9 protein-coding genes are annotated in these 14,537 nt (G+C 66.8%); 6 read left to right on the top strand and 3 right to left on the bottom strand.

The genetic code is table 11. The features are described from left to right. Positions 1 to 539 (bottom strand): PE family protein (locus AO501_RS21730; protein WP_156452723.1); only part of this gene is annotated, 539 nt, incomplete at its 3' end. A gap of 723 nt (positions 540 to 1,262) precedes the next feature. Between AO501_RS21730 and AO501_RS21725 the strand changes: the two genes are divergently transcribed. Beyond that, on the top strand, positions 1,263 to 4,700 hold the full coding sequence (locus AO501_RS21725; RefSeq protein WP_055579684.1) for a TM0106 family RecB-like putative nuclease: 3,438 nt from the start codon (positions 1,263 to 1,265) through the stop codon (positions 4,698 to 4,700). Here the strand turns inward: AO501_RS21725 and AO501_RS21720 are convergent. Then, positions 4,665 to 6,380: an MFS transporter gene (locus AO501_RS21720; protein ID WP_082658767.1), complete on the bottom strand. Its 1,716-nt coding sequence runs from the start codon at positions 6,378 to 6,380 to the stop codon at positions 4,665 to 4,667. The genes AO501_RS21725 and AO501_RS21720 overlap by 36 nt on opposite strands. 198 nt (positions 6,381 to 6,578) lie before the next feature. Here AO501_RS21720 and AO501_RS21715 point away from each other — a divergent pair, with 198 nt between their 5' ends. From AO501_RS21715 to AO501_RS21700, 5 genes are all read left to right on the top strand, one after another. After that, complete coding sequence (locus tag AO501_RS21715) at positions 6,579 to 7,325, top strand: hypothetical protein (RefSeq protein ID WP_055579683.1); 747 nt, start codon at positions 6,579 to 6,581, stop codon at positions 7,323 to 7,325. Between the two features lie 193 nt (positions 7,326 to 7,518). After that, a complete protein-coding gene (locus AO501_RS21710) occupies positions 7,519 to 11,283 on the top strand; it encodes a multifunctional oxoglutarate decarboxylase/oxoglutarate dehydrogenase thiamine pyrophosphate-binding subunit/dihydrolipoyllysine-residue succinyltransferase subunit (protein WP_055579682.1) in 3,765 nt (1,254 codons plus the stop codon). Positions 11,284 to 11,466: 183 nt separating this feature from the next. Continuing rightward, complete coding sequence (locus tag AO501_RS37360; RefSeq protein ID WP_156452722.1) at positions 11,467 to 11,634, top strand: hypothetical protein; 168 nt, start codon at positions 11,467 to 11,469, stop codon at positions 11,632 to 11,634. A 50-nt stretch (positions 11,635 to 11,684) separates the two neighbouring features. Further along, on the top strand, positions 11,685 to 12,806 hold the full coding sequence (locus AO501_RS21705; RefSeq protein WP_055579681.1) for a YncE family protein: 1,122 nt from the start codon (positions 11,685 to 11,687) through the stop codon (positions 12,804 to 12,806). 130 nt (positions 12,807 to 12,936) lie between these two features. Beyond that, positions 12,937 to 13,761, top strand: a complete 825-nt coding sequence (locus AO501_RS21700; protein ID WP_055579680.1) for an SDR family NAD(P)-dependent oxidoreductase — start codon at positions 12,937 to 12,939, stop codon at positions 13,759 to 13,761. On the opposite strand, the gene AO501_RS21695 is transcribed toward AO501_RS21700, so the two are convergent. Next, positions 13,758 to 14,465 carry a GntR family transcriptional regulator gene (locus AO501_RS21695; RefSeq protein ID WP_197419917.1) on the bottom strand — a complete coding sequence of 236 codons (708 nt, stop codon included), beginning with the start codon at positions 14,463 to 14,465 and terminating at the stop codon, positions 13,758 to 13,760. The genes AO501_RS21700 and AO501_RS21695 overlap by 4 nt on opposite strands. Positions 14,466 to 14,537 lie beyond the last annotated feature (72 nt).

The following is a 14,537-nucleotide window of genomic DNA, read 5'->3' as shown; positions in this document are numbered from 1 at the left end:
ATCCCGCCTGCCCCGCCCGCACCGCCATTGCCGAACAGGCCGGCATCACCGCCGGCGCCACCGGCACCGCCGCCGGTAGTCCCGGACCCGCCGCTACCGCCGTTGCCCCACAGGATCCCGCCCGCTCCACCCGCCTGACCGGTCCCCGCCGCGCCGTTGGCGCCGTCACCGATCAGGGGGCGTCCCAGGAATGTGTTGGTGGGCGCGTTGATCAGCCCCAGGATGTTCTGCTCCAGTGTCTGCAGCGGCGTAGCGGCAGCTGCATCGGCGGCCCCGTACATCAACCCGCCCGAGCTCAGCGCGCGCACGAACTGGTCGTGGTAGGCCGCGACCTGGGAACTCAACGCCTGGTACTCCTGGCCATGACCGCCGAACAACATGGCAATCGCCGCCGAGATTTCGTCCTCGGCAGCGACCATCAGTTGGGTCGTCGCACCGGCGGCGGCCGCATTGGCCGCGCGGATCGACGATCCCAGACCGGCCAGATTAGTAGACGCAGCGGCCAATTCAGCCGGAACAGCCAATACAAAAGAAGACATCAGAATCCCCTCACCCCAGATATCCAATGGGAGGACTCCCGATCCCCCACTCGGTTCGGGAACATTACGCCCGATCAACCGAGTTCCCTATAAGTTTCTACAAACTTGACTAAATCAATTTTTGATCGCTTGTAATTGCGCCCTCAGGCGACGGTCGGCAGGGCTGACGACCATATTTGACCGTCGAGAAAATTTCACACGCAAACATTTAATCCAGCTTAAATTAAATATTAAGATGATTAATTCTTCAGAAGACGGAGATACCAGCACGATTCTTCCTATCTAGCGCACTATGCGCACGCTTCGGCCCGGCGGCCGCATCCATTGGCTACGTCCGGGATTGTTCGCAGCATGATGGATCTCAGGGTATCCGCCTTCGATCTCGAAGCGTTCAGTAACCTGCGCCAAGTATGAGAATCTAGGCATCTCCTAGTCTCTGGTAGCAGAGTAGTGAAATGGGCAGACTGCCGGTCCGCCTAAGCAGAAGAATGCGGTTCAGACATAATCAGGTAGGGCGATAAAACGGGCGGCCGCCCCGCTCTAACCGGTAATACGTTTGCGTGCATGCGATAATTCTCGATGGATTAATCAGAATTAAACTTTGCGGAGATTCTCATTGTTTCGCCGGGGAGGACCGGACACTCCACCCCGGATCACCGCGGCCCGGCACCGGGCACCCCTGCGGTCGCCGTCATGTCACACCCCTCGCCTACCGTTACCCCTGTGTTCGTCACCGACGGCAACATCGTCTACAGCGCATCGGATCTCGCGTCCGCCGCGCGGTGTGAGTACGCCCTGCTGCGGGATTTCGACGCCAAATTACGGCGCGGTCCGGCGGTGTCCGTCGAAGACGAATTGCTGGCGCGCACAGCCACTCTCGGTGACGACCATGAGCGGCGCAGGCTGGCCCGGCTGCGCCGGCAGTTCGGAGACGAGATCGCCGTCATCGGCCGTCCCGCCTATACCCACGCCGGCCTGACGGCCGCATCCGACGCCACCCGGCGCGCCATCGCCGGCCGCGCCCCGGTGGTCTACCAGGCAGCCATGTTCGACGGCCGGTTCGTCGGTTTCGCCGATTTTCTGATCCGCGACGGCGACCGGTACCGAGTCACGGACACCAAGCTGGCGCGCTCACCGAAGGTCACCGCGCTGTTGCAACTGGCGGCATACGCCGACGCGCTGACGGCGGCAGGCGTTCCCATCACCCCGGACGCCGAACTGGAACTCGGCGACGGCACGGTCGTGCGCTACCGCCTCAGCGACCTGATGCCGGTCTACCGGACCCAGCGCGCGCAGCTACAGAAGCTGCTGGACGAGCATTACGCCTCAGGCCGTGCCGTGCGCTGGGAGGACACCGGGGTGCAGGCGTGCTTCCGATGCCCGCTGTGTATCGAACAGTTGCGCGCCCGCGACGACCTGCTGCTGGTCGCCGGCATGCGAGTCAGCCAGCGCGAGAAGCTGATTGACGCCGGTGTCGGCACCATCGGCGAGCTGGCCGACCGCAGCCGGGCGGTGCCCGGCCTGGGCACCCAAATATTGGGCCGGCTGACCGCGCAGGCGAAACTGCAGTTACGCCAACGCGATAGCGGCACCGCGCAGTACGAGGTAGCCGATCCGCAGCCGCTGGCGCTGCTGCCCGAACCGAACCCGGGCGACCTGTTCTTCGATTTCGAAGGCGACCCATTGTGGACCGCCGACGGTCGCCAATGGGGACTGGAATATCTGTTCGGCGTCCTGGAAGCGGGCCCGGCGGGGAGATTCCGTCCGCTGTGGGCGCATGACCGCATCGACGAGCGGGCGGCGCTCAAGCAATTTCTGACCCTGGTGGCCAAGCGCCGCAAGCGCTACCCGAACATGCACATCTACCACTACGCGGCCTACGAGAAGACGGCGTTGCTGCGGCTCGCCGGTCGCTACGGCGTCGGCGAGGACGAGGTCGACGACCTGTTGCGCAACGGCGTATTAGTGGACCTTTATCCGTTGGTGCGCAAGAGCATTCGCGTGGGCGCCGAAAGTCTGAGCCTCAAGGCGCTGGAGCCGCTGTACATGGGCACCCAGCTGCGTTCGGGCGATGTCACCACCGCCACCGACTCCATCACCTCCTATGCGCGGTACTGCGAACTGGTGGCCGCGGGCCGCGCGGACGAAGCGGCGACGGTGCTCAAGGAAATCGAGGAGTACAACCACTACGACTGCCTGTCCACCCGCAAGCTGCGGGACTGGTTGCTGATTCTGGCCTGGGAATCCGGCGTCACGCCGATCGGTGTTCAGCCCGTACCCGAGCGCGACAGCATCAAGGACCACGATCAGCTCGCGACGACACTGGCGACGTTCACCGGCGACGCCGCCGCCGGTGAACGCACTCCTGAACAGCGGGCCGTCGCCCTTGTGGCCGCCGCCCGCGGATATCACCAACGCGAGGACAAACCGTTCTGGTGGTCGCACTTCGACCGGCTGAACTATCCGCTCGACGAATGGTCGGATAACACAGACGTTTTCGTCGTCGACTCCGCAACCGTCGTCACCGACTGGCACACGCCGCCGCGCGCCCGCAAGCCGCAGCGCCGGGTGCAACTCAACGGGGAACTGGCCCGCGGCGACCTCAACACGGAAGTGTTCGCGCTCTACGAGCCGCCCGCGCCGACCGGCATGGCCGAGGATCCCGACCGCCGCGGAGCCGGCCGGGCCGAAGTCGTCGGGGTCGACGACCCCAGCCTGCCTGCCGTGGTGACCATCCTCGAACGGACCGGCAAGGACGGCAACATCTTTCACCAGTTGCCGTTCGCGCTGACGCCGGGCCCGCCGGTGAAGACGACCGCGCTGCGCGAGTCCATCGCGGCGACGGCACACGCCGTGGCAACCGGTTTGCCGGACCTGCCCCGCACCGCACTCATCGACCTCCTGCTGCGGCGCCCGCCACGCACCCACGGCGCTACGTCGTTGCCGCGCACCGACGACACCGTCGCCGACATCACCGCCGCCACGCTGAGCCTCGATTCGTCCTACCTCGCGGTCCACGGACCACCCGGAACCGGCAAGACGCACACCGCCGCCCGGGTGATCAAAGCGCTGGTCACCGAATATTGTTGGCGCGTCGGCGTGGTCGCGCAATCGCATGCGGCGGTGGAGAATGTTTTGGACTGCGTGGTCGACGCCGGCCTGGACCCGGCTCTCGTCGCCAAGAAGGGCACCGCCGGCGCGCGGTGGCAGGAGATCGACGCGAACCGATACCCGGCGTTCATCGCCGACCACGCGGGCTGCGTAATCGGCGGTACTGCTTGGGATTTCGCCAATGCCCAGCGGGTGCCCCCGGGCAGCCTGGACCTGCTGGTGATCGATGAGGCGGGACAATTCTGTCTGGCCAACACCATCGCGGTGGCGCCGTCGGCCACCAACCTGTTGCTGCTCGGGGATCCGCAACAACTGCCGCAGGTCAGCCAGGGCACCCATCCGGAACAAGTCGATATCTCGGCGCTGGAATGGCTGGTCGACGGACAGCAGACGCTGCCCGACGAGCGCGGGTACTTCCTGGACCTGTCCTACCGGATGCATCCGGAGGTGTGTGCGGCCGTCTCGGCGCTGTCCTATGAGGGTCGGCTGCGGTCGCATGCCGAGGCGACCACCGCCCGTCGCCTGGCCGGCCGCGATCCGGGCGTGCACGTGCTTCCCGTTCGCCATCAAGGCAATTCGATCGACAGCGCCGAAGAGGCCGCCGCCATCGTGGACGAGATCGGGCGCATGCTCGGCCAGGCGTGGACCGACGAGCGCGGCACCCGGCCGCTGGCCGCCGCGGATGTGCTGGTGCTGGCGCCGTACAACGCCCAGGTGGCCCTGATCCGTCAGCGGCTCTCCGATGCCGGCCTGCCCGGGGTCCGGGTCGGCACCGTCGACAAGTTCCAGGGTGGGCAGGCCCCGGTCGTCTTCATCTCCATGACGGCGTCATCGATTGACGAAGTCCCACGCGGTATCTCGTTCCTGCTCAACCGCAACCGACTCAACGTCGCCATCAGCAGAGCTCAGTACGCGGCCGTCATCGTCCGATCGGAGTCGCTGACGCAGTACCTGCCGGCTACCCCGGCCGGCCTGGTGGACCTGGGCGCCTTCCTGGCCCTCACCGAGGGGCCGTCAGAGTCGACCGGAGACCGGGTCGTCGGGATCTGACTGGCGCGCGAGCTCCGCGACCCGCGGCACGGCGACCCTGGGAGCACCGTTGCGCCGGGTCAGAGAAACCACTGGCTGGGTGTTGACGTCGTAGGCAGAGTCCGGTTCCCGGCGCAGGATGTATTCGACGTAACCGTCGTCATCGTTTTCCGGGTCGTCTTCCGGGTCGTCGTCCGCCAGTGCGTAGCCGGCCAAGTCGTCGACCTCGCGTCGGCTCAGGGCCGAACCCACCGCGCCCACCAGGAACAGCGACGCGACGATCCCGAAGAGCGCGATGAACGCCGGCAACAGCATCGACTGCGACATCGCCGCCGAGAAGGGTGCCCGCATGAAGGCGGGTAGCTGCAGGGCCGCGTCCTCCCCGGTGGGCGCCGCGGCACCGCCCGGCACCTCGGCGCCGATACGCCACGTCATGAACGCGGCCATGCCTGCGCTCCCCAGCACCGCCCCGAGTTGACGGGTGGCGTTGTAGACGCCCGAGCCGGCGCCGGACTGCTCGGTGGGCAGGTTGCGGGTCGCGGTGGCTGCCAGCGGCGACCAGACGAAGGCCATCCCCACTCCCAGGCCCACGAACGGCAGCACCAGCCGCCAGACCGGAGTGCCGGGCTCCAACTCCATCGCCAGCCACGTCATCGAGATCGCCAGCGCCGAGAAGCCGAAACCCAGCAGCGGCACCGGATGGACCTTGTCGATGATCAGCCCGACGAGCGGGGCGAGCAGGCCGCTACTGACGGCCACCGGCGCGATCAGCAGGGCCGAACGCGTCGGCGACAGCCCGCACACCGACTGGGCGTAAAAGGTCAGCGGCAGCATCATCGCCGTCGACGCGAACGAAATGATCGCCACTCCGATGTTGCACAGGCTGAAGTCGCGGTCCGCGAACATGTTCAGCGGAACCAGCGGAGCGCGCCGGTTGATCGACTGCCAATAGACGAACGCAGACATGAACCCGGCGCCGGCGACCAACACGGCCCAGATCCACGGCTTCCAGTGCGCCGTTTCACCTTCCTGCAGACCGAACACCAGCAGGAACATCCCGACGCCGGACAGCGCGACGCCGATCGGGTCGAATCCCTGGGTGCGGACCGGCAGAGCGGGAATCAGCCAGATCGCCAGCGCTAACCCGATGACGCCGACCGGCACATTGACGAAGAAGATCCATTGCCAGCCCAGGCCGTCTACCAGCGTTCCCCCGGCGAGCGGGCCGACCAGGCTGGCGACGCCGGCGGTGGCGCCCCACATGCTCATCGCGGAGCCGCGATGGTTGGCCGGGAAAATCCGGGTGAGCATCGACAGCGTCTGCGGGGTGAGCAGTCCGGCGCCCACGCCCTGGACGACGCGGGCCGCGATCAACATGGCGGCGCTGCCGGAAAGCCCGCACCACACCGACGCGAAGGTGAAGACCACCAGGCCGATCACATAGAGGTTCTTGGGGCCGAACCGGTCGCCGAGCCGGCCGGCGACCAGCAGCACCACCGCGTAACCCAGCAGGTAGGCGCTGGTCACCCACACCACTGTGGCGTACCCGATGTTCAGCGCGGTCATGATCGTCGGATTGGCCACCGCCACGATCGTCGAGTCCAGCATGATCATGAAGAACCCGAGCATCATCGCCCACAGCGCGGCCCAAGGGTTCCCGGAGACGCTGTCCCCGGCCACCCGGCTCGTCGCCGTGCTCATCTATCGCACCTCGTTTCGGCTCCCGTGTGGGGTCACGTGAAGTCCAGCCCGCATTATTCCTGCTCCGTTCCCCGCAGCGCTCTTCGGCCGGGCCGGAACACAGACCCGACCGCGGGATTGTGTGAAGCCTTTCTGCCCGGCACTCATCTTGCTGGACGCGCGTTAGCCTGAAGAGACGCCGTCCCGAAGAGAGGCACTATGAGCGCTCGACGAAGCAAGTCGGTACCCGACCAGCAGCCCGCCGGCAAACCTAAGGCATCCAGCCGGGCATTGGCACAGATCATCGAACGTAGTTCGCGGATCCAGGGCCCGGCCGCCGAGGCCTACGTGGCGCGTCTGCGCCGGGCGCACCCGGGCGCCGGCCCGGCCGAGATCGTGACCAAGCTGGAGAAACGCTTCGTTGGCGCGGTGACGGCCAGCGGCGCCGCGGTGGGCGCTGCCGCGACGTTGCCCGGCATCGGAACGATCGCCGCGCTGTCGGCGGCCGCCGGCGAAACCGCGGTGTTCCTGGAAGCCACGGCCCTGCTGGTGCTCGCGCTGGCGTCGGTGTACGGCATCCCCCTCGACCACCGGGAACGGCGTCGCGCCCTGGTGCTGGCCGTGCTGGTCGGAGACAACAGCAAGGCCGACCTGGCGCAGGTGATCGGCGGCGGCCGGACCAGCGGCGGCTGGGTGTCCGAGAGCATGGCCTCGTTGCCGTTGCCCGCGGTGTCGAAGCTGAACAACAGCCTGCTCAAGCGCTTCGTCAAGAGGTTCGCCCTCAAGCGCGGCGCCCTGATGTTCGGCAAGCTGCTACCCGTCGGCATCGGTGCGATCATCGGCGCCATCGGTAACCGGATGGTCGGCAAGAAGCTGGTCCGCAACTCCCGCTCGGCCTTCGGCCCGCCGCCGGAGCGGTGGCCGGTCACCCTGCACGTGCTGCCGCCGGTCCGGGATGCCAGCTGACGCGCATAACGGCTAAAGCGGTTGGTCTCTCTCGCGGATCGCGGGCAAAGCGCTAGCCTTTATGGGTCAGAAACGGTCGGTACCCTTCACCGACCACCGAGGGGTGTGAGGCGCCCCGCCACCCGGGGCGCCAGGAGTCGCAGGCGTTCGCCAAAACGCTTGCAGGACACAAGAATTGAGGCGAACAGCGGCCGTGGCCAACATAAGTTCTCCATTCGGGCAAAACGAGTGGCTGGTCGAAGAGATGTACCGCAAGTTCCGCGACGACCCCTCCTCGGTCGACGAGAGCTGGCACGAGTTCCTGGTCGACTACAACCCGGAGTCCTCGGGCGAGACGAGCCAGGACGGCCCTGCAGCCACCAAGGCCAAGCCCGCCGAGGCAAAACCCGCTGCACCCAAGTCCGCCGCACCCAAGCCCGCGGAGGCCCAACCGGCCGCCCCGGCCAAACCCGCGCCGGAGCCCGTCAAGCCGGCCAAATCCACCGCCGCCGGCGCTGCCGGCAACGGCGCACCCGCGCCCGCACCGGCGACGCCGAAAGCCGCTCCTCCCCCGCCCGCCGAAGGTGACGAGGTGCAGGTGCTGCGTGGCGCCGCGGCCGCCGTGGTCAAGAACATGTCGGCGTCGCTGGACGTCCCGACGGCGACCAGCGTGCGCGCCATTCCGGCCAAGCTGCTGATCGACAACCGGATCGTCATCAACAATCAGTTGAAGCGGACCCGCGGCGGCAAGATCTCGTTCACCCACCTGCTCGGCTACGCGCTGGTGCAGGCCGTCAAGCAGTTCCCCAACATGAACCGCCACTACACCGAGGTCGACGGCAAGCCCAACGCAGTCACGCCGGCGCACACCAACCTGGGCCTGGCGATCGACCTCCAGGGCGCAGGCGGCAAGCGCTCGCTGGTGGTGGCCGGCATCAAGCGCTGTGAGGAACTGCGCTTCGCGGAGTTCGTCTCGGCCTACGAAGACATCGTGCGCCGGGCGCGCGACGGCAAGCTGACAGCCGAAGACTTCGGCGGCGTGACGATTTCGCTGACGAACCCCGGCACCATCGGCACCGTGCACTCGGTGCCGCGGCTGATGGCCGGTCAGGGCGCCATCATCGGCGTCGGCGCCATGGAATACCCCGCCGAGTTCCAGGGCGCCAGCGAGGAACGCATCGCCGAACTGGGGATCGGCAAGCTGATCACCCTGACCTCGACCTACGACCACCGCATCATCCAGGGCGCCGAGTCCGGCGACTTCCTGCGGACCATCCACCAGATGCTGCTCTCGGACGACTTCTGGGACGAGATCTTCCACGAGCTGAGCATCCCGTACCTGCCGGTGCGCTGGAGCACCGACAACCCGGACTCGATCGTCGACAAGAACGCCCGCGTGATGAACCTGATCGCGGCGTACCGCAACCGCGGCCACCTGATGGCCGACACCGACCCGCTGCGGCTGGACAAGACGCGGTTCCGCAGCCACCCCGACCTCGAGGTGCTGACCCACGGCCTGACCCTGTGGGACCTGGACCGGGTGTTCAAGGTCAGCGGGTTCGCCGGCGCGGAGTACAAGAAACTGCGCGACGTGCTGGGCCTATTGCGCGACGCGTACTGCCGCCACATCGGTGTGGAGTACACCCACATCCTCGACCCCGAGCAATTGCGCTGGCTGGAAGAGCGGGTTGAGACCAAGCACGTCAAACCGACTGTGGCACAACAAAAGTACATCCTAAGCCGACTCAACGCCGCCGAGGCGTTCGAAACGTTCCTGCAGACCAAGTACGTCGGGCAGAAGCGGTTCTCGCTGGAGGGCGCCGAGAGCGTCATCCCGATGATGGACGCCGCGATCGACCAGTGCGCCGAGCACGGCCTGGACGAGGTGGTCATCGGGATGCCGCACCGCGGCCGGCTCAACGTGCTGGCCAACATCGTCGGCAAGCCGTACTCGCAGATCTTCAGCGAGTTCGAGGGCAACCTGAACCCGTCGCAGGCACACGGCTCCGGCGACGTGAAGTACCACCTCGGAGCGACCGGCGTCTACCTACAGATGTTCGGCGACAACGACATTCAGGTGTCGCTGACCGCCAACCCGTCGCACCTGGAAGCCGTCGACCCGGTGCTCGAGGGCCTGGTGCGCGCCAAGCAGGACCTGCTCAACCACGGCGACACCGACAGCGAGGGCGAGAAGGCCTTCTCGGTGGTGCCGATGATGCTGCACGGCGACGCGGCGTTCGCCGGCCAGGGAGTGGTGGCCGAGACGCTGAACCTGGCGCACCTGCCCGGCTACCGGGTGGGCGGCACCATCCACATCATCGTCAACAACCAGATCGGTTTCACCACGGCGCCGGAGTACTCCCGGTCCAGCGAGTACTGCACCGACGTCGCCAAGATGATCGGCGCACCGATCTTCCACGTCAACGGCGACGACCCGGAGGCGTGCGTGTGGGTGGCCCAGCTGGCCGTCGACTTTCGGCAGCGGTTCCACAAAGACGTCATCATCGACATGCTCTGCTACCGGCGGCGCGGTCACAACGAGGGCGATGACCCGTCGATGACCAACCCGTACATGTACGACGTCGTCGACAACAAGCGCGGCGTGCGCAAGAGCTACACCGAAGCCCTGATCGGCCGCGGCGACATCTCGCTGAAAGAGGCCGAGGACGCCCTGCGCGACTACCAGGGTCAGTTGGAGCGGGTCTTCAACGAGGTCAAGGAGCTGGAGAAGCACGGCGCCCAGCCGAGCGAGTCGGTGGAGTCGCTGCAGATGATCCCGGCCGGCCTGGACACCTCGGTGGACAAGGCGCTGCTGGCGCGCATCGGTGACGCGTTCAAGGCGGTGCCGGAGGGATTCACCACGCACGCCCGCGTGCAGCCGGTGCTGGACAAGCGCCGCGAGATGGCCTACGAGGGCAAGATCGACTGGGCATTCGGCGAACTGCTGGCGCTCGGGTCGCTGGTGGCCGAGGGCAAGCTGGTCCGCTTCTCCGGCCAGGACACCCGCCGCGGCACCTTCTCCCAGCGGCACTCGGTGATCATCGACCGCAGCACCGGCGCCGAGTTCACTCCGCTGCAGCTGCTGGCGGTGGACAAGGACGGCGCCCCCACCGGCGGCAAGTTCCTGGTCTACGACTCGCCGCTGTCGGAGTACGCCGCGGTGGGCTTCGAGTACGGCTACACCGTGGGCAACCCGGACGCCGTGGTGCTGTGGGAGGCGCAGTTCGGCGACTTCGTCAACGGCGCCCAGTCGATCATCGACGAGTTCATCAGCTCCGGTGAGGCCAAGTGGGGCCAGCTGTCGACGGTGGTGCTCTTGCTGCCGCACGGACACGAGGGGCAGGGCCCCGACCACACGTCCGGGCGCATCGAGCGCTTCCTGCAGTTGTGGGCGGAGGGTTCGATGACGATCGCGATGCCGTCGACCCCGGCCAACTACTTCCACCTGCTGCGCCGACACGCCCTGGACGGCGTCAAGCGGCCGCTGATCGTGTTCACACCGAAGTCGATGCTGCGCAACAAGGCCGCGGTGAGCGACATCAAGGAGTTCACCGAGATGAAGTTCCGCTCGGTGATCGAGGAACCCACCTACGACGAGGGCGACGGCGACCGCAGCAAGGTCACCAGGATCCTGCTGACCAGCGGCAAGCTCTACTACGAGCTGGCCGCCCGCAAGGCCAAGGACAAGCGCGACGACGTGGCGATCGTGCGCGTCGAGCAGCTCGCCCCGCTGCCAAGGCGCCGGCTCGACGAGACGCTGGGCCGCTACGAGAACGCCAAGGAGTACTTCTGGGTGCAGGAGGAGCCGGCCAACCAGGGCGCCTGGCCGTCGCTGGGGCTCACCCTGCCGGAGGTGCTGCCGGAGCGGCTCAGCGGCATCAAGCGGATCTCGCGGCGGGCCATGTCGGCGCCGTCGTCGGGGTCGTCGAAGGTGCACGCGGTGGAGCAGCAGGAGATCATCGACACCGCGTTCGGGTAGGCGTCCGTCCGTCCGTCCGCGAGCGTGCGTGTCGGTACAGCGACACGCCGCGCCGGGCGGCATTACGCGCGCGCTCGCCGGCGCCAGCTTGCGCCTGACGCCGCGCCTTTAGGACTTCGGTTCGGGTAGTGAGGGTCGAATGACCCTGTCTGGATTCCGGCGGGGCAGCGAACATCAACTTTTATGATTCGCGCACTGCTCGTCGCAGTAGCCACCGCAGCGGCCGGCGTTGGCGCCATTGCACACGCCGCCCTGACGTGGACGAACGACTGCGGCCCGCTGTCCGCCCCGCCCGAGCCTGACGTCAACGGCTTCTGGCGCCGGGGGTCCAGTTCGGTGGTACCCGGCTAATGACTACACCACCACCGCCCACGCCTGCCGTGTATCCGAATTCGGGGGACATGCCAGGGCAGTGGCACTACGGCACCCAGCGGACCGAATACCCAACCACCCAGCTAGCCGGTCCGCCCGTACGCGAACCGGCCCCGCAAGCACAACAGGCCCGTGACCAGCCGCGCCGGCCCGGGAAACGCTCGCCGCTCGCGCGAATCCTGGGCTTTGTGGCGGCACTTGCGGTCATCGGGACCGTTGTGTTTGCCGCGGTGCAGCGTCAGTTCCCCCCTTATCTGGTCCCGCCGCCCTACCTGGTCACCGCGACCGTGCGCCTCGACAGGAACGTGAAGGATGTAGCGGTGGATCCGGTCACCCACACCGTCTACGGCACCAACTGGCACGAGGACACGGTGACGGTGATCGACGGGTCGAAACACACGGTCACCGCCACGGTGCCCGCCGGCAAGGATCCGCGCTCGATCGCGGTGGACCCGAACACCCACACCGTCTACGTCGCCAATGAATTCGAGAACTCGGTATCGGTGATCGACGGGTCGACACGTGCGGTCATCGCCACCGTGCACGTCGGCGGAATCCCGGTCGCGCTGGCGATAGATCCGGACAGCCAATCCGTCTACGTCGCGATCTTCGACGACGACAGTATTCGGGTCATCGACGGGAAGACGCACAAGGTCAGCGTGACCGTGCCCGTCGGTAAGGGCCCGTACGGGGTCGCGGTGGATCCGATCACCCACACCGTCTACGCCGCTAACCGGGACGAGGACACGGTATCGGTGATCGACGCGTCCACCCGCACGGTCACCGCCACGGTGCATGTCGGCAACGGCCCGGACGCGCTGGCGGTGGATCCGGGCACCCACACCGTCTATGCCGGCCACGAGGGCGGTGACTCGGTGTCGGTGATCGACGGGTCCACGCACACCGTCACCGCGACCGTGCGAGTCGGCAAGGGCCCGGACGCGGTGGCGGTGGATCCGGGCACCCACACCGTTTACGTCGCCAACTACGGCGACGGCACGGTATCGGTGATCGACGGGTCGAAGCGGAGGGTCGCCGCGACCGTGCGAGTCGGCAACCTTCCGCTCGGGTTGGCGGTGGATCGCAGCACCCACACCGTCTATGTCGCCAACTACGGCGACGGAACGGTGTCGGTGATCGAACCCAGATAGTGGTGTACCACCGTTGAGTGGCAGTGTGCGCACCCCCGTGCGGTGAATCTGGTGAAGCAGGCCCGCCGATATCAGGGACCACCGGTACCGGCTAATCTCGACGCTGAGCTTCAGACAAGGGAGGGTGCTCATGGAGGGTTTCGCCGGCAAGGTCGCCGTGGTGACCGGCGCGGGTTCGGGTATCGGCCAAGCGCTGGCGATCGAGTTGGGCCGCTCGGGCGCCAGCCTGGCGATCTGCGACATCGACACCGAAGGCCTGGCCGACACCGAGGAGCAGCTCAAGGCGATCGGCGTCCAGGTCAAGGCCGACCGGCTCAACGTCACCGAGCGCGAGAGCTTCCTCCTCTACGCCGACGAGGTCAAAGAGCACTTCGGCAAGGTCAACCAGATCTACAACAACGCCGGCATCGGCCACACCGGCAACGTCGAGGTCGAGCAGTTCAAGGACATCGAGCGAGTGATGGACGTCGACTTCTGGGGCGTCGTCAACGGCACCAAGGCGTTCCTGCCGCACCTGATCGCCTCCGGCGACGGCCATGTCATCAACATCTCCAGCGTGTTCGGCCTGTTCTCGGTGCCCGGCTACTCCGCCTACAACGCAGCGAAATTCGCCGTCCGCGGCTACACCGAGGCGCTGCGCCAGGAAATGCGGCAGAGCGGCCACCGTGTCGGCGTCACCACCGTGCACCCCGGCGGCATCAAGACCGCGATCGCCCGCAACGCCACGGTGGCCGAAGGCCTGGACCGCGACGAGCTGGCCCAGTTGTTCGACAAGCGGCTGGCCAACACCAGCCCGAAGAAGGCCGCCAAGATCATCCTGAACGCGGTGCGCAAGAACAAGGCCCGCGTGCTCGTCGGGCCGGACGCGGTCGCGCTGGACCTGATGGTGCGGGTGACCGGTTCGAACTACCAGCGGATCGTCGAACTGGTCACGGGGCGCATCATTCCCAGTTAGACAACTTCGGCGTTGGCCACCGACGGCCAACGTGCCAGGACTTGCAGCACCCGGGCGTGGGATCGCTCGATGTGGCGACGGATGAGTTCGGCGGCGCGGTCGGCGTTCCTGCGGACCATCGCGTCGCCGATGTCGTCGAGGTCGTCGACCCTGCGGCCGAGGTCGAGCAATTCGGATTCGATGACGAGCGTCCAGACCCGCATTACCTCGCCGATGAGCTGGCGGTGGGCGGCCATGAGATACCTGTTGCCGGTGGCCTCCGCGAGGAGGTCGAAGAACTGGCTGATGGCCTCCACATTCCCTAGCGCCAGCTTGCGGGTGTCCTCGTCGTCGTGTCTGTTGACCTGCGTAAACTTCGTTGCCAGCAGTCGGGCTCGGTCGAACTGGTCGTCACTGGCGCCGGCGATACCGCGCCGGACGAGTTCGGGTCCGATCACGGCCCAGAATTCGAACAGCTCGTTGACCGACTGGATGGTCAGCGGCATGACCTGATAGCCCTTGCGCGGGATGGTCCGCACCAATCCCTCGTGGTCCAGACGGGTCAGTGCGTCGCGGATCGGTGAAACTCCGATTCCCAGTTGGGACGCCAAGCCCCGCTCGGTCAGTCGCTCGCCCGGGCCGAGTCGGCAGCCCACGATATCGGCCCGGAGTCGCCGATAGGCCGCTTCCCCGAGCGGCAATTCTATGTCGGCTGGCTCGGGCACAGTGGTTCTGTCCTTAAGCGATCCGGAGGGTGAGGACATGCCAGTTTGTCATGACGCAGCGACCGGGACGTG

Origin of the sequence: Mycobacterium gordonae, from assembly GCF_001417955.2 — a bacterium.
Lineage (GTDB): Bacteria > Actinomycetota > Actinomycetes > Mycobacteriales > Mycobacteriaceae > Mycobacterium > Mycobacterium gordonae_B.
The sequence above is the reverse complement of the archived record's forward strand: the minus strand, read 5'-3'. Positions and strand labels throughout refer to the sequence as shown.

Bases quoted from the DNA above. Each gene is read 5' to 3' on its own strand.
- AO501_RS37360 (WP_156452722.1), top strand. From the start codon at position 11,467: ATGATTCGCGCACTGCTCGTCGCAGTAGCCACCGCAGCGGCCGGCGTT.
- AO501_RS21700 (WP_055579680.1), top strand. From the start codon at position 12,937: ATGGAGGGTTTCGCCGGCAAGGTCGCCGTGGTGACCGGCGCGGGTTCG.
- AO501_RS21720 (WP_082658767.1), bottom strand. From the start codon at position 6,380: ATGAGCACGGCGACGAGCCGGGTGGCCGGGGACAGCGTCTCCGGGAAC.
- AO501_RS21705 (WP_055579681.1), top strand. From the start codon at position 11,685: ATGCCAGGGCAGTGGCACTACGGCACCCAGCGGACCGAATACCCAACC.
- AO501_RS21715 (WP_055579683.1), top strand. From the start codon at position 6,579: ATGAGCGCTCGACGAAGCAAGTCGGTACCCGACCAGCAGCCCGCCGGC.